This is a genomic window from Rhodobacter sp. 4.3.4 (assembly GCF_058724655.1).
Genome location: NZ_CM178967.1, coordinates 2835200 through 2858881 on the forward strand (window position 1 = coordinate 2835200; position 23682 = coordinate 2858881).

At 67.3% G+C, this 23682-nt stretch carries 19 protein-coding genes; 1 reads left to right on the forward strand and 18 read right to left on the reverse strand.

Annotated elements, in window-relative coordinates:
• Positions 1 to 7: 7 nt before the first annotated feature.
• A complete protein-coding gene (rbbA, locus tag AC4PTB_RS13940; protein ID WP_492190512.1) occupies positions 8 to 2746 on the reverse strand; it encodes a ribosome-associated ATPase/putative transporter RbbA in 2739 nt (912 codons plus the stop codon).
• On the reverse strand, positions 2743 to 3810 hold the full coding sequence (locus AC4PTB_RS13945; protein WP_035745651.1) for an HlyD family secretion protein: 1068 nt from the start codon (positions 3808 to 3810) through the stop codon (positions 2743 to 2745). Before AC4PTB_RS13945 ends, rbbA begins: the two co-directional genes overlap by 4 nt.
• Before the next feature lie 259 nt (positions 3811 to 4069).
• Between AC4PTB_RS13945 and AC4PTB_RS13950 the strand changes: the two genes are divergently transcribed.
• A complete protein-coding gene (locus AC4PTB_RS13950; RefSeq protein ID WP_492190513.1) occupies positions 4070 to 4696 on the forward strand; it encodes a TetR/AcrR family transcriptional regulator in 627 nt (208 codons plus the stop codon).
• Between the two features lie 329 nt (positions 4697 to 5025).
• Here AC4PTB_RS13950 and AC4PTB_RS13955 read toward each other — a convergent pair whose 3' ends face one another.
• The 16 genes from AC4PTB_RS13955 to AC4PTB_RS14030 form a co-directional block, all read right to left on the reverse strand.
• Positions 5026 to 8373, reverse strand: coding sequence for an error-prone DNA polymerase (locus AC4PTB_RS13955; protein WP_492190514.1), 3348 nt, complete (start codon positions 8371 to 8373; stop codon positions 5026 to 5028).
• The gene (locus tag AC4PTB_RS13960; protein ID WP_492190515.1) at positions 8370 to 9869 is read right to left on the reverse strand and encodes a Y-family DNA polymerase; all 1500 of its coding nucleotides are present in this window, start codon (positions 9867 to 9869) and stop codon (positions 8370 to 8372) included. The genes AC4PTB_RS13955 and AC4PTB_RS13960 overlap by 4 nt, the downstream gene beginning before the upstream one ends.
• On the reverse strand, positions 9796 to 10398 hold the full coding sequence (locus tag AC4PTB_RS13965) for an ImuA family protein (protein WP_051294656.1): 603 nt from the start codon (positions 10396 to 10398) through the stop codon (positions 9796 to 9798). The genes AC4PTB_RS13960 and AC4PTB_RS13965 overlap by 74 nt, the downstream gene beginning before the upstream one ends.
• The gene (locus tag AC4PTB_RS13970; RefSeq protein ID WP_246100380.1) at positions 10388 to 11029 is read right to left on the reverse strand and encodes an SOS response-associated peptidase; all 642 of its coding nucleotides are present in this window, start codon (positions 11027 to 11029) and stop codon (positions 10388 to 10390) included. Before AC4PTB_RS13970 ends, AC4PTB_RS13965 begins: the two co-directional genes overlap by 11 nt.
• Before the next feature lie 333 nt (positions 11030 to 11362).
• Complete coding sequence (locus AC4PTB_RS13975; protein ID WP_097031795.1) at positions 11363 to 13285, reverse strand: DUF2793 domain-containing protein; 1923 nt, start codon at positions 13283 to 13285, stop codon at positions 11363 to 11365.
• A gap of 21 nt (positions 13286 to 13306) precedes the next feature.
• Positions 13307 to 17272, reverse strand: a complete 3966-nt coding sequence (locus AC4PTB_RS13980; protein WP_099649426.1) for a baseplate multidomain protein megatron — start codon at positions 17270 to 17272, stop codon at positions 13307 to 13309.
• 9 nt (positions 17273 to 17281) lie between these two features.
• Positions 17282 to 17728: an NlpC/P60 family protein gene (locus AC4PTB_RS13985; RefSeq protein WP_099649427.1), complete on the reverse strand. Its 447-nt coding sequence runs from the start codon at positions 17726 to 17728 to the stop codon at positions 17282 to 17284.
• Positions 17725 to 18609, reverse strand: a complete 885-nt coding sequence (locus tag AC4PTB_RS13990; protein ID WP_099649428.1) for a phage/gene transfer agent baseplate hub protein — start codon at positions 18607 to 18609, stop codon at positions 17725 to 17727. The genes AC4PTB_RS13985 and AC4PTB_RS13990 overlap by 4 nt, the downstream gene beginning before the upstream one ends.
• Positions 18606 to 18848: a hypothetical protein gene (locus tag AC4PTB_RS13995; RefSeq protein WP_145110684.1), complete on the reverse strand. Its 243-nt coding sequence runs from the start codon at positions 18846 to 18848 to the stop codon at positions 18606 to 18608. The genes AC4PTB_RS13990 and AC4PTB_RS13995 overlap by 4 nt, the downstream gene beginning before the upstream one ends.
• A 110-nt stretch (positions 18849 to 18958) precedes the next feature.
• Entirely contained in the window at positions 18959 to 19060 is a 102-nt protein-coding gene (locus AC4PTB_RS14000) for a DUF3789 domain-containing protein (protein ID WP_099649430.1), read from the reverse strand.
• Positions 19053 to 19283 carry a hypothetical protein gene (locus AC4PTB_RS14005; RefSeq protein ID WP_099649431.1) on the reverse strand — a complete coding sequence of 77 codons (231 nt, stop codon included), beginning with the start codon at positions 19281 to 19283 and terminating at the stop codon, positions 19053 to 19055. The genes AC4PTB_RS14000 and AC4PTB_RS14005 overlap by 8 nt, the downstream gene beginning before the upstream one ends.
• 3 nt (positions 19284 to 19286) lie before the next feature.
• Positions 19287 to 19946: a lysozyme gene (locus AC4PTB_RS14010; RefSeq protein ID WP_099649432.1), complete on the reverse strand. Its 660-nt coding sequence runs from the start codon at positions 19944 to 19946 to the stop codon at positions 19287 to 19289.
• A gap of 128 nt (positions 19947 to 20074) precedes the next feature.
• A complete protein-coding gene (locus tag AC4PTB_RS14015) occupies positions 20075 to 20425 on the reverse strand; it encodes a hypothetical protein (protein ID WP_099649433.1) in 351 nt (116 codons plus the stop codon).
• Positions 20422 to 21048 carry a DUF2460 domain-containing protein gene (locus AC4PTB_RS14020; RefSeq protein ID WP_099649434.1) on the reverse strand — a complete coding sequence of 209 codons (627 nt, stop codon included), beginning with the start codon at positions 21046 to 21048 and terminating at the stop codon, positions 20422 to 20424. The genes AC4PTB_RS14015 and AC4PTB_RS14020 overlap by 4 nt, the downstream gene beginning before the upstream one ends.
• Complete coding sequence (locus AC4PTB_RS14025; protein ID WP_114348931.1) at positions 21048 to 23507, reverse strand: phage tail tape measure C-terminal domain-containing protein; 2460 nt, start codon at positions 23505 to 23507, stop codon at positions 21048 to 21050. The genes AC4PTB_RS14020 and AC4PTB_RS14025 overlap by 1 nt, the downstream gene beginning before the upstream one ends.
• Positions 23500 to 23643, reverse strand: a complete 144-nt coding sequence (locus AC4PTB_RS14030) for a DUF7697 family protein (RefSeq protein ID WP_158644569.1) — start codon at positions 23641 to 23643, stop codon at positions 23500 to 23502. Before AC4PTB_RS14030 ends, AC4PTB_RS14025 begins: the two co-directional genes overlap by 8 nt.
• Between the last annotated feature and the right edge of the window lie 39 nt (positions 23644 to 23682).

Genomic DNA, 23682 nt, shown 5'->3' on the forward strand with positions numbered 1-23682 from the left:
CCGCCCCTCACTTCGCCTGTTTTTCCAGGAAGGCCGCCGCCAGCCCGATAATCACCGGAATGGCGATGCCCATGGCCAGCATCGGCCCGGCCAGTTCCGCCATTCCGAAGGCCTTGGAGAAAGCCCCCCGCGCGGCGGTGATAAACCAGGTCGAGGGGTAGATCTCGCCCAGAACCCGGCCAAAACCCGACAGCGAAGAGACCGGGTCGATCAAACCCGAATAGCTGACCGCCGGGATCATCGTCAGCATGGCGGTCGCGAACAGCGCCGCGACCTGACTTGCGATGAAGACCGACACCAGAAAACCAAGCGCCGTGGTCGCGGTGACATAGATCAGCGCCGAAAGGGTAAAGCCCAGAAAACTGCCGTTGAAGGGCACTGCGAAGAATGTGACCGCCATGGCCATCATCAGGAAGAAATTCAGCATGGCCAGCGCGATATAGGGCAGCTGTTTGCCAAGCAGAAATTCCAGCCGCGTCACCGGCGTGACGTAGAAATTGATGATCGAGCCCAGTTCGCGTTCACGCGCGACCGAAAGCGTGGTCAGGATCGCCGGGATCATCAGCAAAAGCAGCGGGATGATCGCCGGGACCATCGCATTCAGGCTGCGCACGTCGGGGTTGTAGCGGTATCGGGTCACCAGTTCGAAACTGCCGCCGCTCGCCTTGTCACCGTAAAGCTGACGCGCCTGACGTGTGATCCAGTCGGCATGCATGCCCTGCACATAGCCCTGCACCGTATTGGCGCGGCTGGGGTTGGCGCCGTCGAACCAGGCCCCGACCTGCACATCCCTGCCTGCCGCGATATCGGCGGCAAAGCCGGGCGGGATCTCGATCGCCAGCGCCAGCTCGCCCGAGCGCATTCTTGCGTCGATCTCGTCGTAACTTGTCAGGGCCGGCTGTTCGATGAAATAGCGCGATCCCGCAATATCGGCGATATAATTGCGGCTGGTGGTGGTCTGGTCGCGGTCAAGGGCGGCGAAGGTCAGATCCTCGACATCCATGTTGATGCCCAGCCCCACCACGATCATCAGAAGAAGGCTGCCGACCAACGCCATGGTCAGCCGGATCGGATCGCGCTGCAATTGCAGGCTTTCCAGCTGCGAATAGCTAAGCAGTCGCCGCAGGCTGAAGCCGGATTGCTGCGCGTGATGGGTCACCCCGGCTGCGGGGGCCTCGGGCGCGGCCTCGGGCGCAGCGGCGGGGGCGGGTGCCGTCTCGCCAATCGCCTCTTCAAGATAGGCGATGAACGCGTCTTCCAGCGTGGCGCAACCTTTGGCTTTCGTGATCCCCTCGGCGGTGTCCGAGACCAGCACCTTGCCCGCATGCATCAGGCTGATGCGGTCGCACCATTCCGCCTCGTTCATGAAATGGGTCGAGACAAAGATCGTCACGCCATCCTTGCGCGAAAGTTCCGCCAGAATGCGCCAGAAGCCGTTGCGCGCCACCGGGTCCACCCCCGAGGTCGGCTCGTCAAGGATCAGGATCTCGGGCGCATGGATCATCGCCACCGCCAGCGAAAGCCGCTGGCGGATACCCAGCGGCAACGCCTCGGGCAGGCTGTCGGTCACGTCGCCCAGATCGAACCGGGCGATCATCTCGTCAACCCTGGCGGGGATCTTCTCGGCCGCCATATCGAAAAGCCGCGCGTGCAGATCAAGGTTCTGACGCACCGTCAGCTCGGAATAGAGCGAGAAGGCCTGCGACATGAACCCGACCCGGCGGCGCACCGACAGATCGCTTGCATCGACCTCATGGCCGAAAAGCTTTGCCCGGCCCTCACTCGGCTCCAGAAGCCCGGTGAGCATCTTCATCGTCGTCGTCTTGCCGCAGCCGTTCGAGCCCAGAAAGCCGAAGATCTCGCCCCTGGGGATGCGGAAGGAAACATTGTCGACCGCCACGAAATCGCCAAAGCGCTGCGTCAGCCCCTCGGCCTCGATGGCGATATCGCTGTCATCGGTGGTCCGCGGCGGGATCACCACGGCACTGTCTTCGCCCCGGTCTTCTTCGGGCAAAAGCGCGATGAAGGCTGCATCAAGCGTGTCGGCCCCGGTCCGCGACAGCAGATCGCTGGTGGTGCCGGTGGCCAGCACCCGGCCCGCATTCATCGCAACCAGCCAGTCGAAGCGCGCGGCCTCTTCCATATAGGCGGTGGCGGTGATCACGCTCATCCCCGGCCGTGTCGCGCGGATGCGGTCGATCAGATCCCAGAACTGGCGGCGCGACAGCGGATCGACGCCGGTGGTCGGCTCGTCAAGAATCAGGAAATCGGGATCATGGATCAGCGCGCAGCACAGACCCAGCTTTTGCTTCATGCCGCCCGACAGCTTTGACGCCGGGCGCGACCGGAACGGCGTCATGCCGGTCGCAGCCAGCAGATCGGTGATCCGCCGCTCGCGTTCGGCCTTGTCATGACCGAAAAGCGAGCCGAAGAAATCAAGGTTCTCTTCGACCGAAAGCGTCGGGTAGAGGTTCTTGCCCAGACCCTGCGGCATATAGGCGGTGCGGGGGCAGACGCGGTTGCGATGCGCCACATCGCGCATATCGCCGCCCAGAACCTCGACCTTGCCCTGCTGGATCACACGTGCCCCGGCCAGCAGCGACAGAAGGCTGGACTTTCCGACCCCGTCTGGCCCGATCAGCCCGACCATGCGCCCCTCAGGGATCTCCAGCGTCACATTGTCAAGCGCCGTGACCTTGCCATAGCGCAGCGTCAGGCCGGAGACCCCGGCAACTGAGCCGGTCATTTCACGACATTGGAAAGAAAGTCAGGCCAGGCGGCATCCGGATCAAGCCGCAGATAGGCCATGCCCGGCAGGCCGGTTTTGACATATTCGATATGCCGCGACAGCAGCTCGGGGTCGATGCGGGCACGGACGCGGAACATCAGCTTTTCGCGCTCATCGGCGGTCTCGACCGTCTTTGGCGTGAACTGCGCCACATCGGCAACATAGGAAACCGTGGCCGGGATCACGAATTCCCGCGCCGCATCCATGACAAGGCGCACCTCTGATCCGACCTGCACCCGGCCGACCTGCGATGTCGGCAGAAAAACCGTCATATAGACATCGCCCAGATCGACAAGGCTGAGGATCCGCCCGCCAGAGCCGACAATCTCGCCCTCTTGTGCGATGCGATACTGGATCCGGCCCGTGCGCGGCGCTTTCAGCGTGGCGTCGTCCAGAGAGGCCTGGATCGCATCAATCGACGCCTTTGCCGCCTCGACGGCCGCACTTGCATCGACCACCTGCGCCTGCGCGCTGCTGACCCCCGCCAGCGCTGCCGCATGGCTGGCTTCGGCCGAGGCCACACCGGCGCGGGCCTGGGCGTCCCGGGCGCGGTCATCATCCAGCACCTGCTGCGAGATCGCACTGGTCTTTGCAAGCTGCTCAGAGCGTTCAAGCCTGCGCGACGCGGCATCGGCAACCGAGCCTGCCTGATCAACCGCGGCCCGGGCCGCGCGCTCTTGTGCCTCGGCCTGAGCGACCAGCGCCCTTGCTGTCTCGACGCCGATTTCGGCGCGGGCAAGCTGCGCTTCGGCCTGACGTTTTTGTGCGTTCAGCTGCACCACGTCCATCTGCACCAGCACATCGCCTGCGCTGACCATGTCACCTTCGGCAGCGGTGATTTCGGCGATTCGGCCGCCGGTGAGCGCCGCGATATCCACCTCGGTCGCCTCGATCCGGCCATTGGCGCTGGCAAAACCCGCCGGCAGACCGGCGGGTTGCAGCCGGTCCCAGGCCAGCCAGCCAAGCACGGCGACAACGGCCAGGCCGCCCAGAATAATGGTGTTTCTGCCGGGCTTTGCCATGATCTGCCTCTGATTGCTGTGCTGATGGATGCTTCGCGCATGTCCCGATGCGGTTTTCGCCCTACGCTCCCCTGTTGTCAACGCTCGATGACAGGGTGAAAACCTGTATTGTCGCGCAAAAGCGGCTGCTGGTTGTTTGCTGTTGAAAAACCAGCTAAACAACACGACCCGGTGTGGGCTGCACCTTGCCGCACCTCTGCTCCGGGGCAGCATTTTCAGTTTCTTCGCGTCGAAGCCACCGGACGAACACAAGCCACCCATGCCAAGGACGCTCAACTCAGCCAACTCGACCGACCGCATGCCGGGGCAGGCAACCGGGAAAGAACGCATTCTTGCATCGGCGATGCTGCTTTTCGCGCGGATGCCCTATTCCGACACCAGCCTGCGCGACATCGCCGCCGCGGCTGGGGTCGATGTGGCCTATGTCCATCGCGCCTTCGGGTCGAAGGCCGAGATATTCCGTCAGGCCTTGCTGGCGCTTGCGCCCCTCGATGACATCGCCGCAGGGGACCCCGATGGCGCGACCATGATCAACCGGATCTACGATCTGGCCTTCCTGCGTGATCCGCGCAAGGTAGAAGATGTCAGGCCGCTTCATTTACTGACACAGTCCAGCCTCTGCAGCGAGGCGCGGGCGATCATTGCGCAATTCTTTGGCACTTCACTAGCCCTGCCTCTAAGCAGGGCGTTTGGCCATGCGGATCCGGGACGGGCGCATTTCGCGCTTAGCCTTCTCAGCGGTTTCGTGACCCATCGTGCGATTTTCGGGCCTGCGGATTTGCTGGCTATCCCCGAGGCGGATCAGCGACAGATGCTGCAAACCGCCCTGATGAACGCAATGCTGCCTGGTTGTTCAGATGGGGTATTCGGCTGGCGTCCCATCTAGACCACTATCCAAGTCAGCTTGCCAACTGCGATCCTGTATAAGTCATGTTGGGATTTCCGCGTTTCGTGCGGAGATTTCAACACGATTGATCGGACGCCTCAGGTGCTTTCAGGCGGCTATATACGGTCGGTCAGATGGCCGCTTGGATCGAGTGTCGGTCTCGTAGGTAGCGCGCCCCCGCAACCAAACAAATCAACGATATCAAAATGTTGGAGCCCGACTTAAACCGTTGGGTTTTTGCTTTTGAAATTCTTGTCAACACCTGGTCAACATTTGCAGAGGCCCCCATCGAAGGCCCTGCGGATGGGCGAGTGCTTCCATTTTCCCGATCAATGGAAATCCCGACTCGGAAACAGCTTCCGTGCCTGTTCGCGGGGATGGCGCGCTGTTGGTCTCCTGCTGCCGCCAGTCGGGCGCCTGGTTTCATCGGCGCGACCGTCGTTGGGCGGGATCAGGACGGGGCGGCCCAGAGTGGCCAGCAGAGGGGAAACATCCTCGACCCTCTCGGCGATCAGATGGGTGACCGGGCCATCGCGCTCGATCCGGCCGGTCACGCTCACGAGCCGCCCGGCGATCACCGCCTTGCGAAAGGTCTCGTAGACCTTCTTCCAGACCACGACATTGGCTGTGCCGGTCTCGTCCTCCAGAGTGAGGAAAATGACGCCCGACGCCGTGCCGGGGCGCTGCCGGGTGATGACAAGGCCGGTGACTGTGATGCGGCCACTGGCCTGTGGCAGGCGATCATGGGCCAGGCTTTCGGTCAGGCGCGGTCGCAACAGCTCCATCGGATGGGCGCGAAGACTGAGCCGCAGCGACAGGTAATCCTCGATCACCTCCTGACCCAGGGTCATCTGGGGCAGCTTGACGTCGGGTTCGGCAGCTCCCTCGCCGTCGGAGCCAAAGAGGGGCAGCGGCGCAGGGGCTTTCAGCGCCTTGGCTGCCCACAGAGAGTCTCGGCGATTGAGACCGATGGCGGCAAAAGCATCAGCCTCGGCGAGCCGTTCCAGCGCATCGGCGTGCACGCCCGCCCGGCGCCACAGGCTTTCGACATCGGGATAGCCGTTACCGCGCGCGGCTGCGATCCAGATGGCGTCCTCTTCCCTCATCCCCTTGATCTGCCGGAAGCCGAGCCGCAGGGCCAGCGCCCCATCGGGGCGCGGTTCCAACGTGCAGTCCCAGAACGAGTGGTTGACCGAAATGGGCCGCACCTCCACTCCATGATCGCGGGCGTCGCGGACCAGCTGTGCAGGTGCATAGAAGCCCATCGGCTGCGAATTCAGAAGCGCGCAGGTGAAGACCGCCTGATGGTGGCATTTCAGCCAGGCGGAAATATAGACCAGCCGCGCAAAGCTGGCGGCGTGGCTCTCGGGAAAACCATAGCTGCCGAACCCCTCGATCTGGGCAAAGCAGCGCGCCGCAAAATCGGCGTCATAACCCCGCGCGAGCATTCCGCTGACAAAGCGGTCGCGGAACGAACCGATGGTGCCCATGCGTTTGAAGGTGGCAAGCGACCGACGCAGGCGGTCAGCCTCGGACGGGGTGAAGCCTGCCGCGACAACGGCGATTTGCATCGCCTGTTCCTGAAACAGCGGCACACCATAGGTGCGGCCCAGAACCTCCATCATCGCGGGACCGAGATCTTCGACCTTTTCGCGCCCCATGCGGCGGTTGATGAAGGGATGCACCATGCCGCCCTGAATCGGGCCGGGGCGGACGATGGCGACCTCGCAGACCAGGTCATAGAATTTGCGCGGCCGCATCCGGGGCAGGAAGTTCAATTGCGCCCGGCTTTCGACCTGAAAGACCCCGATCGCATCGGCGCGGCAGAGCATATCGTAGATCGACGGATCCTCGGGCGGCACATTGGCCAGCGTCAGCTGCTGCCCGCGATGCTCATCCAGAAGCGCAAACGCCTTGTGAATGCAGGTCAGCATGCCAAGCGCCAGAATATCGACCTTCAGAAGGCCAAGCGCGTCGATGTCGTCCTTGTCCCATTCGATGATGGTGCGGTCGTCCATCGCCGCATTTTCAATTGGGCAAAGTTCGTCCAGACGGCCTTTGGTGATAACAAAGCCGCCTACGTGTTGCGAAAGATGGCGAGGAAAGCCGATGATCTCGCCGATCAGTCGCACGGCCAGTTGCACGCGGCGGTCGGCAAGCGATAGGCCCGCATCGCGCAGCCGGTCCTCGCCGGGGGGGGCCGAGGACCAGCCCCAGATTTGCCCGGAAAGCCGCGCGATCACGTCCTGCGACAATCCCATGACCTTGCCAACCTCGCGGATGGCGGCGCGGCTGCGGAAATGGATCACCGTTGCGGTCAGGCCGGCACGCTCGCGGCCATAGCGGGCATAGATCCACTGGATCACCTCCTCGCGGCGTTCGTGTTCGAAATCCACGTCGATATCCGGCGGTTCGCCCCGCTCCTTGGAGATGAAACGCTCGAAGATCAGGGTGATCGACTCGGGCGGCACCTCGGTAATGCCCAGAAGATAGCAGACCACCGAATTGGCGGCGGAGCCGCGCCCCTGACAGAGGATGCCCTTCGATCTGGCGAACTGCACGATGTCGTGGACGGTCAGGAAATAGGGGGCGTAGTACACCTCGCGGATCAGGGTCAGTTCCTTTTCCACGCGATGCACGATCTTTGGCGGCGCACCAGAAGGGTAGCGCCAGTGAAGACCTTCGCGCGCCAGCCGTTCCAGCCGGTCCTGCGCTGGCTCGTTCTCCGATTCATCGGGATATTGATAACGCAGGTCGCTGAGGCGAAAGGCGCAACGGTCGGCAATCTCCAGCGTGCGGCGCAGCGCGGCGGGGTGGCGGTGAAACATCTTCGCCATCTCGGCGCCGGATTTCAGACGGCGCTCGCCATTTACCAGCCGGTGTTCGCCGATAGCGTCGATGGTGCAGCCAAGGCGCATGCAGGTCAGCACATCGGCCAGGGGGCGACGGGCGGAACGGTGCATCAGCACATCGCCCACAGCGACCATCGGCTGGCTCACCTCCTGCGCCAGAATGCCGATCCGGTCGAAACGGATCTGATCCCGGCCGTCATAGCGCGGGGCGGCCCCCAGGAAGCACTGACCGGGGAAGGCGCGACCGATGGCGCGAAGATCGCCGCGGGTGCTTTTCGGGCCGGGATCGTCCAGCGGGTCGGGCGAAAGGGCGATCAGCACCATGCCCTTGCCCCATTCGACCAGATCGGCGCGTTGCAGGTGACATTCGCCCTTGGCCGCGCGCCGCTTGCCAATCGACAGAAGCCGGGTCAGGCGCGACCAGGCGGCAAGATCGGTGGGCAGGGCCAGCCATTCCACGGCGGAGTCAGTCAGCACCAGACGCGCCCCGGCGATCAGTTTCGGCAGCGGCGCGTCCGACATGGCGGGGGCATCAGTCTGTCCGGTGAAATGCGGCACGGTCTGGCGGCTGGAATGGTCCGTCACGCGCTGCGAGCGGATGATTGGGCCCGCCTCTGCCGCCGCGGTCCGCGCCTCGTCGCGCAGACGCGCCAGTTCCTTCAGCGCGGAGAAGGCCCGCACCACGCCTGCCACCGAATTGCGATCGGTGATGGCGATGGCACTCAGCCCCAGTTCTGCCGCCCGCGATACCAGTTCCTCTGGATGCGAGGCGCCGGTCAGGAAGGTGAAGTTCGATGTGACGCAAAGTTCGGCGTAGGGAATCATGCGAACTCCCCCTGTACGTGCCAGTTCTGCGCCCCTCCGGGCGCGGGCCAGTCCGGGGTTTGCGGGGTGTGAAACAGCCAGAGCCGCGGCCCTTCCCGGGTTTCGATCCGCCAGTAATCGCGCAGGCCCGACCGCCAGGCGGGATCGTCGAACCACCATTCCGGCGTGATGCGTTCTGGGCCCAGCGCGCGCAGCGTGGTGAAGCGCATGCGCCGCCAACGGAAACTCGCGGGCGGGTTGCCCGAGGCGGCGGTCACCGGCTCGGGCGGAAACAGGGAGATCGGCCGCGCCGCCCCCCCGCGATGCGGGATCGGTTCGGATGCGGAATAAGCAGCCGGGGCCAAGAGGAAACTGCGCTCAGGGATCAGGCTGGTTGCAGGCAACAGCCGCAGCACCCGGTCAAAGCCGATGCGGTTGCCGACAGAGGACAGAAGATCAGCCAACGCATCGTCGTGCCGGATCGCCTGGCCGCCACCAATCTGTTCCGGCGCAAGGGCCTCTGTCACCGGGGCAGTCAGGCGAAGGGCATCAATGCCGAAACCGGCATCCACCTCGTCCACGCCCTTGGCAAACAGCGCAGCGATGCGGGCCGCGTCGCGCATCGGGCGGGCGAGACCGATCTCGACCTGTGAAGATTGGCGATCAACTCGGCGCAGCTCCAACCGGACCCGGCGTGCGCCCATCCGATGCTGGGCGAGTTTGGCGCAGAGCCGGTCCAGCAGGCGCTCCAGCCCCGCCATGACATCGGATTGCAGCCCGATCGGTTCGGGGAGCGTCATCCGCACCCCAAAATGCGGGGCGTCCGGTTCCGCTGCAACGGGCTCGTCCCGCTGCCCGAGCGCCTGATCCAGCCGCAGAACCAGCCCTTGCCCGAAGCGGCGGGCCAGAGGCGCGCGCGGCAAATGCGCCAAATCGGCAATACGTGCCAGACCCACCCGCGCCAGCGCCTCGGCCGTTTCAGGATTCGCTCTGAGGGCTGTCACCGGCAAGCGACCGATTCCCTCGATCAGTCGCCCGTCAGGCACGATGCCGCCGCCGTTACGAGCCAGCGCATGGGCTGCGCCTCGGGTTCCTGCTATGGCGCTTTCCGGATGCAGGCCCGCCCGCGTCAGTCGCGCGTGCAAGTCCTCGCGCAAATCGGCTTCGCCGCCAAACAGATGCGGCACGCCCGAGATATCGGCCAAAAGACCGTCCGCGCCATCCGTGGCAATCATGGGGGCATAGCGGCTGGCCCAGCGGCGCAAGGACACCAGCGCCGCCGCCTCACGCGCCAGATCAGCGGGGCGGATGGCAAGATCGGGACAGATCGCGCGGGCATCGGCCAGTGCCATGCCGCGATGCAGGCCGCGGGCCGTGGCGGCGGGGTTCAGGCAATGCAGATGATCGGCATTGCCCGAGCGCAGGCTCAGGGCAAGGGGCCCTTCAACCGGGCGGTTCCGCAGGCTGATGTCGCTGCCCAGCCTCGGAAACCAGATGGACAGCAGCCGTCGCGCCATTCCAGTTCACAATCCAACTTCCGCAAGTTCCCTTTTTGTTCTTATTAAGGGTCCAGCAATGCAGAGTCGAGTCCGCCGCCGGGCTTGCTACGGGGGCACAGGCCCAGCGCGTTTCGGTGGCATTGCTGCCCGCGCCTTCGCGGATCAGCATCAGGCCGGTGGTCCGCCCGGCCTCGGCCGCCAGTTGCAGGCGACGCCCGGCGGTCAGCGACAGGGGCTTTTCCGGTTCGGCGATGACAAGGCCGACGGGAGCCGAGCGCAGTGCCTCCTCGATGCACCACAGCAGATCGGTCTCGCCCTCGGCGCGGAACAGGTGCAGCCGTTCGCCGACACCTTTCGGCAACCCGCGCAGCATCGGCAGTTCCGGCACATGGGCGGGCAGGATCCAGACCAGCGGGCCGGGATGCCGCACCGCCTGAAACAGCGCAAAGGTTCGGCGACCGCGGCCTTCGGCTTCATGCACACGTCGCCCACAAAGGTCGAATTCGTCGGCGTGGGCCAGTTCAGGGCGCAAGGTCTCAGGCCGCATCTTCCCGCACTCCCTCCGCCACGATCTGCAGCGTACCGTCGGGCAGGGGGCGTTGCAGCGGCAGGGCCTCGGCCACCGGTGCAGTCAGCCAGCGCCGCCACTCCTCGGGCCTGGTCAGGATCACCGGCATCGCCTTGGGATGGATCTTCGCGACCTCGGCATTGGGTGGGCAGGTCAGAAAGCCGAACAGCTCTGCCGTTACCTCGCCCTCCTTCAGCTTGCGCACCGAGGTCCATTCGGTGCGGATGCCCGCGAAGAAGGCCAGGGGGCGATACTGGCCAAGCGCGAACCAAACCGGATGGTTGCGGGGTGCGCCCGGGCGGCTGTCGATCTCGGAAAAGCTGGTGAAGGGGACGAGGCAGCGATGCTCCACCCCGAGCCAGCGTCTCCAATGGGCCGAAGCGACATTGCGAATATTGGTGACGCCCGGATCGGTGCGCTTGCCTGCCAGAAACACCTGCGGTGTCGGCATACCCCAGCGCGCCATGGTCAATTGCCAGCCACCCTGTGTCCCGTGCCGGATGATCGGCGCGGGATAGTCGGGGAAGATTCCGGTCATGGGTGGCAGGTTGCCGGTCAGATCGACCAAGTCCTCGTCATCCCCGCGCATGTCGTCAAAGACATGGCGCATGGCGTCCTGGCTCTTGGTCTGGGAATACAAATTACACATGCGAAGGTCCGGGAATCATAAAGACAGGATGGAACATTGCCAGAACAGAGACTTCGGGGAAAGCGTGGTTCAGATTTCGGCCTGATCCAAGGTGCAGATTTGTGCCCATCGCCGCAGGGGACAGATGCCGCTTAGCTGTGCAACCATTCCGGCGCAGCGAATCCCTGCCGCTTTTTGAAACCGTGAACCCGTGATCCGGGCCGGGCGATGCGCCGCGGTCGAGGCGTTCGGCGCTTCCCGTTCTGATGTCGCCTGGCCCGGGCTTCACACGAGCTGGTTCTCCACCAAGCCGGATCAGAAGTCCGTCTCGACGTAGACCCCGGCGCAGTCGTAGGCGACGGCGGCGGCTGTCGCGCCGGTGTTCATGAACAGCCGTGGGGATAGGAATTGCGTCGTGGCTGGCAGGTCGGCGGTGATCTCCTGCTCGAACACCGCGCCTGAGACCTCGTCGACCACCCGCACCCAGACAGAGCTTCCGTTCGGAGGCGCGGCGATGAACAGCGTCAGCACTCCGCCTGTGGCGATACCGAAACTCGCGCCCAAGTCGGTCAGCGTCGGCGCCCCGGTGCCGTCATTCGCGACCAGTTGCCAACGGGTGTGCGTCCCGCGCTGGAAGCCGATGCCAATGCAGTTGATGGCTGCGGCCAGTGTCAGGGTGGTGGCAAGGGCTGCCGTTGAACCATAGAGGCCGAAGAAGCCCATGCCCGTCGCCTGCAGTGTCGTGAGCGAAATCCTGGTGACGAAGGTCCAGCCGCCCAAGCCCGCCGCGTTGCCGCGCCAGCAGGCCCAGCCTGCGGAGCGCTGGTCGGCGACCGAGTCCACGACGGCCGCCGAGGTCAGACGCCAGCGCCGCATCGAGGCGGCGAGGTTCGTCGCGGCGAGGGTCGGGTGCGAGACGGTGCCGACCGAGGTGATCGGCAGGCCTTCGGTCGTGATCGTGGTGCTGACCGAGGGCGACCAGTTTGCGATCCGGTTCACCCCGAAGTGCGGCTGCAAGGGGAAATCCCGTCCCGAGGGACGCATGACGTCGATCCACGGCGCTCCGGCGCGGTTGCGGGCATAGACCGATGCCTTGCCTGCGGGCGGCGGGGTTGGCGCGGCCGCCAGTCCCGGCAATACCGTCGGCTGCGGCAGTTCCACTTGGCCGCTGGTGCGGTCGATCCGGATCGCGTCGAAGAACGTGGATCCGTCAGGGCTGACCTTGAAGCTGAAATCGTCGTTGCCGAGCAAGCCAATCAGCGCCCGCGCCGAAAACCCGGTCTTGAAGGCGAAAGCTGCATCGTTTCCGGCGGCCGCCTTGTTGACGGTGGCCTCGATGCCTGCGCCTGCGTTGTTGAACAGCAGTGCCGGAGTGTTGACCGAAACCCGGTTGTAACTGTCCGCCGTGGCCCCGCCGAGGCCGAGAAGCTGAGCAGTCAGGTTCGCCTGCGGCATGCCGACCTGCGTGACCGCATTGGCGAAGGTGACCGTGGGCGTGTTCACCACCGTCGTGCCGCCTGCGCCAGCCGTCGCAGAGCCGATGTTCACGACCGTGGTCGATCCGGAGGCGCCGCCGGTGCCGAGGTTCACGGTCTTGGTGACGCCGGTGGTCGTCGCCCCGGTGCCCATTCCGTAGGTCGCGGTCGTCGTGGCCGTGCCGATGCTGGCGGACGCTGCCGAGACGGTGACCGTGCCCGAGGCGGTCAGAGTCCCCGAAAACGTCTTGTTGCCCGTGAAGGTCTGGGTGCCTGCAAGGATTGCCAGTTCAGAGGAGGTGTTGGGCAGGGTGAAACTCCGCGTGGTGCCGGTGCTGATCCCCGCCAGCGAGAATGTCGCCTTCTTCGTTGGGTCCGCATCGTTCACCAGGCTGAACACGGCATCGGAGACGTCGCGCGGCTCGCCCACGACCTCCCAGACGCTGCCGCTCCAGACGAGGAACAGCCCCTCGGCCGCGACCCAGACCATCCAGCCGGTGCGAGGAACGAGGCGGATCCACGCGCCGTCAACCCAGAAGGCCACGTTCAAGTCCCACCCAGCCCAGAGGCCGGTCGCGCCGGAGGCCACCAGATGGCGGTTGCCGTCTGCCGGGCTGGCCGGGGGCGCGGTGCGCGTGCGGTCGAGGACCGAGAGCTGCACCATGGCGTCGAGCAGGCGCAGCGCCTCGTTGTGGCTGACGTGCTTCTGCGCCTGGGCGGCCAGAAGATACGGCAGGCCCAGATGGGTCGTGGTGTCGGACATGGGGATTCCCGTGGATTGGGATCAGAATTGCAGCGTGACCGCGGCGGGCGTGCCGCGGCCGAGGCGGTTCGAGAGCTGGAAGATGCGGATGGCCAGCGTCTGCCCCGGCCCGAGCGGCGCGCCCCAATCAGTGGTCTGCTGGGCGGCGGCGTAGAGGACGGAGGTCGTGCTGCTGGTCAGAGTGCGCTTGATCGCAGCCCCGTCGAGGATCTGGACGTCGTAGCTTTCCAGGTCCTCTGCCAAGGGTACCTCGACCTGCTCCCAGGCATCGGCGACCAGCGCGCGGGACCGTCGTGTCCAGCGGATGGTCAGATCGCCCGTGTTGCGGGCCGTTCGCCACGGCTGTTCGGCATGCACCGGCGCGAAGGGGACAAGCCCCCGGCCGGAGGGGGCGAAGCCCAGCGCGGCATAGCTTGCGTCACTGACGGCCCGTGCCGCAGGGCCGATGCGCCAGTTCCAAGGCAGACCGAGGTCGGCTTCGGCGATGGGCAGCGATGACAGCGCGGTGTCCAGGACCACAACCCGCGCCCCAGCCGGTGCCGGGGTGCCCATCGCGTATTCCGTCCCGCGCTGGCCACGCAGCAGGCGGGTCAGGCGATAGCGGCCGGGGGCGATGAGTTCCGCCGCGCCTGCCTGGATGATCTCCCACACCCCTGCTGCCGCCTCGACCGCCAGCGCATTGACCCCGCCGAACAGCGCAACGTCCGTCACGCTCTCCAGCGTTCCGGACAGCAGATCGACGACCAGCGCGTTGCCCAGATCGAAGCGCGAGGTCGGCCCCGGAAAGAAGTCGAAGGCCAGCGTGCCGATCCGCGCCCGACTACCGAAGGTCGTCAGCAACGCGAAGCCATCCGTGGAGGCGCTGCGGAACACGGCGATCTCGCCCGGCCAGGGACTGGCATGGGCCGCGATCAGGGGCCGATGTGCGGGCTGGTCTTCGCTGATCTGCGGCAGGTCAAGCATCACCACTTCCGGCGTCCCGAAGACGACGGGGCTGGCCAGCGAAGCGGGCCGGGGATCGCCGGGCGGCAGATCGTAGGCGGCGCGGTCCTGGCGGACAGCCTCGATCCCGCGCGCCTCGGCATCGGCGACGGAGACGAGGCGGAACTCGACCTCACGGCCATCATGCGCCAGCCGGATGACGTCGGCGGGATCGAGGGCTAGCCGCGAGGGCGGCAGGCGGAAGGTGGCGCTCTCCCGGCCGATCCAGGCTTCCATCAGCGCGCGGCGGCAGCGGCGTTCGGCCTCTTCGGGCGGGATCGCCATCGGGAAACTTTCCGAGGCAATGCGCGTGGTGTCGACCGTGATACGGCGGGCCTCGACAAGCGCTGCGTCATAATCCTCGTCCGCGCGGGCGACCTGCCATTTCAGCGCCTGGGGCAGTTCGGTCTCCTGGCCGCGGGTCAGCTCGAAGGCCTCGCCCTCGCGGCTTGCGACGAGATCGTCGATGGTGAGCGTCGCAACCGAGGCGCGGCCGCGCATGACGAAGCGGATCACGCCCTCCGTTTCGATGGCATCGAACCCGAAGTGGCGGGCCAAGGTGGAAATCGAGGCGCGGGGGCTTTCGAGTGCCCCGATCACATAGCCCTCGACCGCGCCCCAGAGGCCCGAGACGTCGATCAGGCTTTCCGCCAGCCCAGCGCGCAGGCAGAGATGGCGCACGAGGGCCGGCAGCGACACCGCGCCGAGCCGTCCGGTCAGCCAGTGACCGAGCCGCCAGTTCGGGCCGTCTGTCCAGGTGCCGGTCAGCTCCGGAAAGAACGGATAGGGCCGCGCGTCCCAGGTCCAGGCGGCGCATTCGGGGACATGGACCATCCGGCCGCCGTAGACGGATGACGTCGGGTTGTTCGCGCCCTGACCCCACCAGAGGTAGCTGGCCTCGAGGTAGGCGCGTTGGATCGCGTCGTCGCGCCAGCCTCGCGAGAAATGCGGCGTGAAGCTCTCCGACGACTTCGGGTCGAAGAACACGTTGGGCTGGTTGGTGCCCCGGTCGATGGCCGGACAGCCGAGCTCGGTGAACCAGATCGGCTTCGACTCCGGCACCCACGCCGTCGGTGTGCCGCTCTCCACCCCACCCGGGCGATTGTAGTGCGGGTTCGACCACCAGGCGCGCAGGTCCTTGTAGCGGAACACCCACGGCTTGGCCGCCGCGCCATCGGTGATCGGGGTGCGGACCTGCGCGGATCTGTCGGCGGCAGAGGCATAGAACCAGTCGAAGCCTTCGCCGCCCGCGATGTTCCTCTGCAGATAGGTCCGGTCATAGATCGCAGGCCAGCCCTCGGCCGCGTCGGCATGCTCGAACCCGTCCCGCCAGTCGGAGAGCGGCATGTAATTGTCGATCGCGATGAAATCGATGTTGGCATCCGACCAGAGCGGGTCGAGGTGGAAGAACACGTCGCCGCTGCCGTCGCCCGGCTGGTGCCCGAAGTATTCCGACCAGTCGGCGGCGTAGCCGATCTTGGTGCCGGACCCGAGGATCGAGCGCACATCGGCGAGCAGATCCCGATAGGCCTGCACGGCGGGATAGGTGCTGGCCCCCGAGCGGATCGTCGTCAGCCCCGGCATCTCGGTGCCGATCAGGAAGGCGTCGACACCGCCCGCCGCCGCGCAGAGATGGGCGTAGTGCAGCACCATGCGCCGCAGGCCCCAGTCGCCGGACGGGCCGGTCCACGAAACCGACTGGCCCGAGACACTAAAGCTCGCGGGCGTCGCGGCTCCGAAGAAGCTCGCGACCTGCGCGGCGGCCGTGCCGGTCTTGTCCACGGTCCCGGCGAAGCCCGCTGCAGGCGAACAGGTGATCCGCCCCCGCCAGGGAAACGCGGGCTGGCCGGTCTCGGCGGCGTTGTCCGAATAGGGGTTCGGCAGACTGTTGCCGGGCGGCACGTCCATCAGGATGAAGGGATAGAATGTCACGCGCAGCCCGCGGGCCTTCATCTCCTGGATCGCCTGCACCACGGCGAAGTCGGACGGCGTGCCGCCATAGACCGGGCGATCCTGATCGTCGCGGCTGACGAGGAAGGCACCGGCGCGGCTCACGCCATTCACCGACCAGCTGGCGGGCGTGGTCGACTTTGCGGACACCTCGACGCCCGGCCGCACCCTGCAGGATCCCGCGCGCAGATCGTCGCCGAACCACGCCACGACGAGGCTGACGCTCTCGACCGCAGGCGCCATCGCCTGCAGCCGGTCGAGCGCCTCCACCATGTCGGTGGAGTCGGCCAGCGCGTTCAGGTTCTCGGGTACCGTTGCGCCGCCATCGGTCTTCCGGATCGCCTGCGTGGCATAGGTGAACTCGCCCGAGGCCGGGATCATGGTGACCGCGCGGGTCAGCCCCTCGGCGGTGTCGGGATCGGCCAGCGGCCGGAACACCTCGAAGGAGAGCTGCGGCAGGCGGTTGCCGTAGGTCGAGAGCGCCAGTTCCTCGAAGACCACATAGGCGGTGCCGCGATAGGCGGGCGTGTTGGCCGCGCCCATCTTCGCCGCAATGAACGGGTCCGCCGTCTGCGCCTCGTCGCCCGGATACCAGCGCCAGGTGACGCCGGAGAGGTCCATCGGCTTGCCGTCGGCCCAGATGCGGCCGATCCCGGTGATCGGGCCCTCGCAGAGCGCTACGGCGAAACTGGCAAAGTAGAGATACTCGGTCGTCTTGACTTTGCCGCCTCCGCCGCCCTTGCCGCCGCCCTGCGTGGTGGTCTTCGTCTCCTCGCGGAAATCGGTCGCCCAGATGATGTTGCCGCCCATGCGCATCCGGCCATAGAGCCGCGGGATGACCGCGCCCTCGGTGGCCGAGGTGATGCGGAGCGTGTCGAGCCGCGCGCCCTCGATGCGCTGTGTGGGCGCCAGCGACGAGATGATCCAGCTGTCGACCACCGAGCCGATGCTGGAGCCGATGAAGCCGCCGATGGTGGCGGCACTCACGCCGAGGATCGCGCCGCCGATGCTGCTGCCAATGGCGGCACCGGCCGCGCCGAGAACAAGCGTTGCCATGGTCGGGCCTCAGCGTTGCGGAAACAGGAAGGCGAAGGCGATGCGCCGCCGCCAGGATGGGGTGAGCGGTTCCTCGATCACGCCGAGCCGCTCATAGGCGTGGAGGAAGGTATCGGGGCCGGTGAGGATCCCGACATGCTTGGCGATGGCGCGGGGCTTCATGCGGAACAGCACCAGCGCGCCGGGACCGGCCGCCGCCGGTTCCACTTCGATCATCATGCGCCCCGCGCCCTCGGCAAGAACCTCGCGCGGCCCGGTCTCGCCCCAGTCGCGGCTGTAGGGCGGGATCGGGAACGGCTCGGGGCCGACGACCTCGCGCCAGACGCCCCGGGCCAGCCCGAGGCAATCGCAGCCGACACCGCGCAGGCTGGCCTGGTCGTGGTACGGTGTGCCGAGCCAGGAGCCTGCGACGGAGATGACGCGCGTCGGGTCGGCCGATGCGAGGGGTTGCGTCACAGCACCCCTCCCTCGTGGCCGCCGTCCTTCGTGGCGTAGCGCAGCACGGCGTCCTGGCCGGGGATGTGCGGGAAACCCCGGAAGTTGGCGGTGTTCGCGAACTTCGCGCCACAGGTCTCCATGCGCTTGTCGCAGCCCGCGCGGATGGTGAAACCGTCGCCCTCGGCGATCGCGCGCACCGGCGCCTCGAGGAGCGTCAGCACGGCAATGCCATCCGTGACGTCATGGCCCAGCACCTCGGTGCGCCGCCCCGCATTTGCGCCGCTCGTCCAGTTCAGCGTGCCGAAGGTGAACCAGCCGGAGGCGAAGCCGCCGAGGCCAGAGGCGGTGAAGGCCCTGTCGCGCAGGAGATCGATGACGGCGCCGGTGCCGCTGAAGGCGGGATTTTCGATGTCCACTCCGCAGCGCGCATCGCCGAGCGCCGCGTCGCAGGTCGCCTGGAAGGTCCGTCCCACCGTCTGGCCCAGCACATGGGCGAGCGAGCGCACCTCGGCGACGAAGGCGAGCCGCCCGCGCCGGATCTGGCCGATGGCACCGCGCCGCATCAGCACGCGCTGGCCAGTGTCGGCCCAGTTCACCCGCCAGACCTCGACCTCGGCGTTGTCCCATCGGCAGTCAAGAATGTCGGTCTCGGTGATCTGGTCCGAGGTCAGCACGCCTTCCGCGTCCTGCGCATCCACCGACAAGTCCGAGCCCGAGCGGACCTCGGAGGCGGTCAACCCGCTCTCGGGCTCGAAGTCGGTCTCGTCGAAGCTCAGCGTCCGGTCGTGATCGGTGAAGCCGAAGGTGACGCCGTCGGCACGGGTGATGCGCCAGCACCAGGCGAGCGTCGTCGTGCCCTCGTCGAGATGCGCCTGAAGCTCGGGCGAGAGGGATTTCATCGGCAGGTTCCCGTCATTCGGTCGTCGAGATCGGCGATCCAGCTCGCCCAGTCCGGCGGCACGGCTGCGACAGTCTCGGCGGGCGGCCGGGCGAGCCGCGCCTCGGCGTAGGAGGCGCAGCCGGCGTCACCACCGCCCATCGTTGCGGCGCAGCCGGTCAGCGGGATCGCCAGCGCCGCGGCCATCACGAACCGCATCCCGCCCGCGCTCGACACGGTTGTTCTTGTCTTTGATCGCATCGCGTTCCGCCTCCCGTTTGCCTGCACGTTCCCCTTCCACTCGGCCCCAGACCCGGCCGAGGACGACGCCCCCGACCGCGCCGAGAGCCGCGACCAGCCAGATGAGGAGTTCAGCCATCGTCCCGCTCCCCGCGTGCGGCGGCCATGCAGAGGGCGACGACGAATACGCCGAGGCAGCCGCCCACGACGACACCTGCGAAGAACTCAAGCATCGCCGCGGAACCCGCGCTCGATCCGGTCCCGCAGACCGATCAGGCCCAGACCGAGGAACATGAGCCCCGCGGGCGAAGCGTCCCCCGAGCCGGCGAGCAGTGCGACGAGGCGGGACACTTCCCCGAGCGGCCCGGTCGCGGGCAACGCGAGAGAGGCAATGCCGGTGAGCATGGCGAGCAGTCCCGCCCACCAGGTGAGCGAGGTCGGACGAATGTAGCGCATGGGTCAGGCCCTCCGGATCAGGATGGAGAAGAAGGCGGCCAGGCGGGCGAGCCAGCCGGTCGGCGCGTCGGGAGCAAGATCGAAGACCGGCGGTCTCGGCAGCGGCGACGGCCGCAGCAGGGCCAGAGCCTCGTCTTCCGTCAGGCGGCGGATCGGCCTGGAGAAGTCCACGCGGCCCGCGCGGTCCACGGACCAGACCGGGATCGTGCCGCCGGGATATTGGCCGTGGCGGAACAGGTCGCGCTCGGCTTCGCGGCGCGGGATGATGGAGGCCGGTCGCCGCCAGTTCAGAAACGCGTCGGCGGCTGCAACGCGATTGCCGGCGTTGAGGTGCCGGGTGAGCGCGGCCTTCGCGATGCCGCCGGTGTTGTAGTGAAAGCTGACCAGCGCATCGAACTCGTGCGGCGCCAGCGGAACCTTCACGGCGCGCAGGACAGCGGCCTCGTAGCGGGCGAGGTCGGCATGGAAGACCCGGAACGCCTCGCGGATCCCGGCGTCGAGATCGGCGGGCATGCCGCGCGGCATCGTGGACGGATCGGGCTCCCCGGCGGCAGCCGTGTGGCCGATGCCGAAGGTCCAGACCTTTTTCACATCAAGATAGGGTCCGGGCACGAGTCCTTCGTGCCGGACGAGGGCCAGCAGGCCCCGGTCGGTCATGTGCATGAGATTACCGGAGAAGCGAGAGGATCAGGATCAGTGCCGCGACGGCAAGGCCAATGCGCAGGCGATGGGCGAAAGCCTGCCGTGGAGCGGAAGGCTCGCAGCGGAGGGAGCGCGCGAGGCGAATGAGCTCATTCATCGCCGCGGCCTTCGTTGGCGCGGCGGAGGCGGGCGAGCAGCATCTCGATGAAGGCCGGTCCGAAGACCCCGACGAGATAGGCCGCCGAACCCGCCGCTCCGCCTGCGGGGATCGCCTCGGGCGGCAGACTGAGCCAGGCGGTGATCACGGCCATGGAGAGGCTGCCCATCCCGGCGGCGATCAGCCCGCCGAGCAGGATGTGCCGCAGCGCATCGCGCAGCCGCATCTTCGTGGTCAGTGCGTTCGTGGCGCCGCCGAGCGCGCCCCAGGCGGCGAGGATCACGGCGGTCGAGGCCGCGAGCTCGCGTAGGACGGCTGCGACGAAGCTGCCGGTGTCGTTCATCGCCGGATCTCCAGCAGCGGAATGGAGGTGATCGAGCCGAGCCGCTCGAGGTCGAGCGTCACGTCGAGCGCGTCGGTGTCGAAACGGACTGGCACGTCGAAGGTGAAGCCCGCTGTGACGGCGACGCCAGCGCCCGGCGCGACGCCGAAGGTGACGACGCCGGTCGTGGCGTCGACCGACCAGCCGGAGAGCTGCTCGACGCCCGCCACCGCGATGCGCACGGTTCCGGTCACCGGTTTGGCTATGGCGCGTGTCCAAGTTTGCGCGCCGGAGGCGTAGCGCTTCACCAGCTGGAAGGCGCTCGTCGTGCCGTCGCCGGTGCCGATCGCCTGATCGGTCGGCGCTGGCGTCTGGGACGGCAGGCAGGACTTGTGATCGCCCCAGTCCTTGAACCGAAAGCCATGCAGCCGCCCATTCCGTGCCTCGAAGAAGGCGACGACGGCGGCGAGATCATCGGCGCGGCGGATGCCGTAGGCGACATCGTAGCGGCGGCGCGAGTTGGCCCAGCTCGCATTGCGCTCCTCGTCGCCCGAGGCGAGCTCGACGATCTGCGTCCGCCGCTCGGGCCCGCCGCGCGCGCCGCGACTGATGTTGTCGGGGAACCGGACCTCGTGAAACGCCATCACATGCCCCTCCGCCCGAGCGAGACCGCACGGGCGATGTCTGCCGCAACCTGCGTCCGCGACTGCCGGAAGCTCTCGGCGTCACGTGCCATGATGGTGACGTTGACGCCGCCGCCCGCGCCGTAGCTCTGCGCCTCGCGCCTCGAGAGCACCCGCTCGCCCCGCTGGAGGATAGCGGGCACCTCATCATGCCGAAGCCCCGCCATCCCGCCGGAATGCATCCGCGGCGCGGCGGCGAAGACCATCGCCGGGACCATCCTCGTGGGCCCAGCCGATCCGACCATCCCGCCCGCATGCAGGACGTTGGCGTAGGTGAGCGGGGACCGTGGCCCCAGTGGGGCCGCGTAAGCCCCGCGAACGCCCGCCCCGGAGAACACGCCGGAGAGCGCGTTTGCGATCGGTCCGAGGATGAAGCGCCGCGCCGCCAGCTGGGCGAGATCGGCCAGCAGCGAGGTGATCAGATCGCGAAAATTCAGCTTGCCGGTCTTCACGAACTCGCCGACCGCGGTCTCGGCGGACTGGAAGGCGCCGACGAGGCTCTGGCCGATGTCGCCACCGATCTCGCGCGCCTTGCTGGCGTAGTCCGACAGCGCCGCCGTGACCGCCTGCCAGCCGGTGACGGCCGTCTCCACATTCGGCTCGGCCGCGGCAGCCGCAGCACCCGCGGCGGTTCCGGCGTCGGTCGCAGCTTGTCCCGCGCCGTCGAGCGCGGTCTCGAACCGCTCCGCCGCGGTCGTCGCCTCGGCCAGCGCATCGGCCCCGTCCTCGTCGGTTGCGCGGACGGCATCCCGCAGGGCCTGCCAGCTTTCGAGGGGCGCGCGGGCCCCTTCCGCCAGATCGCGCGCGGCGCCCCTATAGAGGTTGGCGGACTCGAGCGCCCGGTTTGCTGCCTCGGTCAGACCGAGGTCGGGTGCGGTCAGCGGGTTCTCCTCGAAGGCCCGGTCGAACGCCGCCTGCGCCGCCGTCGTGGCAGCACTGGCCGCGCCCTCGAAACGGTTCTCGATCTCGCCGAGATCGAGGTCGCGCACCAGCGAGATGCGGCGCTCGGACCCGAGCGCTTCGAGACCGGCGTTGATGCCGCCGATGAAGCCGTTGATGCGCGAGACCACGCCGTTCAGCATCGCCTCGACACCGTCGACGAGGCTGTTCGCTGCCTGGAACGCGAGATCGCCGATGGCGGCGGGCAGCAGACCCCAGATCGCCTTGATCGCCTCGTAGGCGCCCTCGAACGTGTTCGCGGCGGTGTTGCCGAAAGCCACGACGCTCTCGATGGCGCTCTTCATGCCCGAGGCGGCATCGGCCTTCAGGTCGAAGAACATCGCCGTGGCGGCCGCGCCCGCCGCGGCCGCACCCATGCGGATCCGCTCCCAGACCTCGACGGCGAGGTCCTTCAGGAGCGACATCGCCTCGCCGAAGCCGCCCGCGCCGGAGACAAGCCGGGCGAACTGGTAGACGAGTTCTCCCGCGCCGACGATGAGCGCGCCGATGCCGGTGCGGATCAGCGCGCCGCGCAGGACGACCAGCGCCGTGGCGAGGCCGCGCACGGAGAGCGCCGCAGCGGCCATGCCAGCGACCCAGCGGCCAGCGAGGAAGGCCGCGAAGGTGGCGGCATAGGTGGTCAGGCGGCCGATATTGTCGAAGAGACCGCGAATGGCGATGCCGAGCGGCCCGGTGCGGCTGGCAATGGCGGCCATGGCGTTGGCGACAGCCTCGAGCGCCGGGGCTGCGGCGACGGCCAGCTGGTTCGAGAGCCCGCGCCAGATCAGCCCGAGGCGCGAGATTGCGTCGTTCGTCCGCTCGATCTGATCGGCATCCTGCTCCGAGACGACGACGCCGAAGGCGAGCACGTCCTCCGTCGCCTGGCGCAGCGTCGCGGTGTCGATCCGCGACATGGCGATGGAGCCTTCCTCGCCGAAAAGCTGACCTGCCACGGCCGCGCGCTCGGCGGCAGGCACGAAGCTCTCGATGGCCGCGTTGATCGCGCCGACCCGCTGGTCCAGCGGCAGCGCAATCAGGTCGGTGGCCGACAGCCCCAGCCGGTCGAGCGCGTCGGCGGCGGGACCGGTCCCGGCGGCCGCCTGGCTGAGTCGCCGCGTCAGGTCCTTCGTCGCCTGCTCGATGCCGGACATGGACACACCAGCCAGCTCGCCCGCGCGCTCCAGCGTCTGGATCGAGGCGACGGTGGTGCCGAGGGACTGGGCGAGCTTGGCCTGCGCATCGACCGTCTGCAGACCGGAGCGGATCATCGCCACGCCCGCCGCGGCGGCAGCTGCAACTGCGGCGGCAGCGGCTACGGCAACGCGACGGGAAAATGCCGCTAGCCTCGCGTTCGCGGCCTCCATCTCCCGGCTCAGCCGTCCGAAGCCGCGCGACCCGGCCTCGCCCACGCCTTCCAGCTCGGCGCGCACCTGCCGTCCGCCCACGGCCGCGAGGCGGACGCTGACCCTCTTCTCAGCCATGGGAGTGCTCCATCTGCTCGTTGAGCTTGGCGACCATCACCGCTTCGATGACAGGCAGCAGTTCGGCCATGGCGAGCGGCGGCACGCCGAGTGCGTCACCGAGCGCGAGCGCCGCCGACATGTCCCAGCCGGTCACCGCGCCGGGCAGGACACGCAGCTGGCCGCCGAGTCGGCC

Bases quoted from the DNA above. Each gene is read 5' to 3' on its own strand.
- AC4PTB_RS13945 (WP_035745651.1), bottom strand. From the start codon at position 3,810: ATGGCAAAGCCCGGCAGAAACACCATTATTCTGGGCGGCCTGGCCGTT.
- AC4PTB_RS14010 (WP_099649432.1), bottom strand. From the start codon at position 19,946: ATGCACATGACCGACCGGGGCCTGCTGGCCCTCGTCCGGCACGAAGGA.
- AC4PTB_RS13995 (WP_145110684.1), bottom strand. From the start codon at position 18,848: ATGCGATCAAAGACAAGAACAACCGTGTCGAGCGCGGGCGGGATGCGG.
- AC4PTB_RS13990 (WP_099649428.1), bottom strand. From the start codon at position 18,609: ATGAAATCCCTCTCGCCCGAGCTTCAGGCGCATCTCGACGAGGGCACG.
- AC4PTB_RS13955 (WP_492190514.1), bottom strand. From the start codon at position 8,373: ATGATTCCCTACGCCGAACTTTGCGTCACATCGAACTTCACCTTCCTG.
- AC4PTB_RS14005 (WP_099649431.1), bottom strand. From the start codon at position 19,283: ATGCGCTACATTCGTCCGACCTCGCTCACCTGGTGGGCGGGACTGCTC.
- AC4PTB_RS14000 (WP_099649430.1), bottom strand. From the start codon at position 19,060: ATGCTTGAGTTCTTCGCAGGTGTCGTCGTGGGCGGCTGCCTCGGCGTA.
- rbbA (WP_492190512.1), bottom strand. From the start codon at position 2,746: ATGACCGGCTCAGTTGCCGGGGTCTCCGGCCTGACGCTGCGCTATGGC.
- AC4PTB_RS13960 (WP_492190515.1), bottom strand. From the start codon at position 9,869: ATGGCGCGACGGCTGCTGTCCATCTGGTTTCCGAGGCTGGGCAGCGAC.
- AC4PTB_RS13970 (WP_246100380.1), bottom strand. From the start codon at position 11,029: ATGCGCCATGTCTTTGACGACATGCGCGGGGATGACGAGGACTTGGTC.
- AC4PTB_RS14025 (WP_114348931.1), bottom strand. From the start codon at position 23,507: ATGGCTGAGAAGAGGGTCAGCGTCCGCCTCGCGGCCGTGGGCGGACGG.
- AC4PTB_RS13965 (WP_051294656.1), bottom strand. From the start codon at position 10,398: ATGCGGCCTGAGACCTTGCGCCCTGAACTGGCCCACGCCGACGAATTC.
- AC4PTB_RS13980 (WP_099649426.1), bottom strand. From the start codon at position 17,272: ATGGCAACGCTTGTTCTCGGCGCGGCCGGTGCCGCCATTGGCAGCAGC.
- AC4PTB_RS14015 (WP_099649433.1), bottom strand. From the start codon at position 20,425: ATGAACGACACCGGCAGCTTCGTCGCAGCCGTCCTACGCGAGCTCGCG.
- AC4PTB_RS13975 (WP_097031795.1), bottom strand. From the start codon at position 13,285: ATGTCCGACACCACGACCCATCTGGGCCTGCCGTATCTTCTGGCCGCC.
- AC4PTB_RS14020 (WP_099649434.1), bottom strand. From the start codon at position 21,048: ATGGCGTTTCACGAGGTCCGGTTCCCCGACAACATCAGTCGCGGCGCG.
- AC4PTB_RS13950 (WP_492190513.1), top strand. From the start codon at position 4,070: ATGCCAAGGACGCTCAACTCAGCCAACTCGACCGACCGCATGCCGGGG.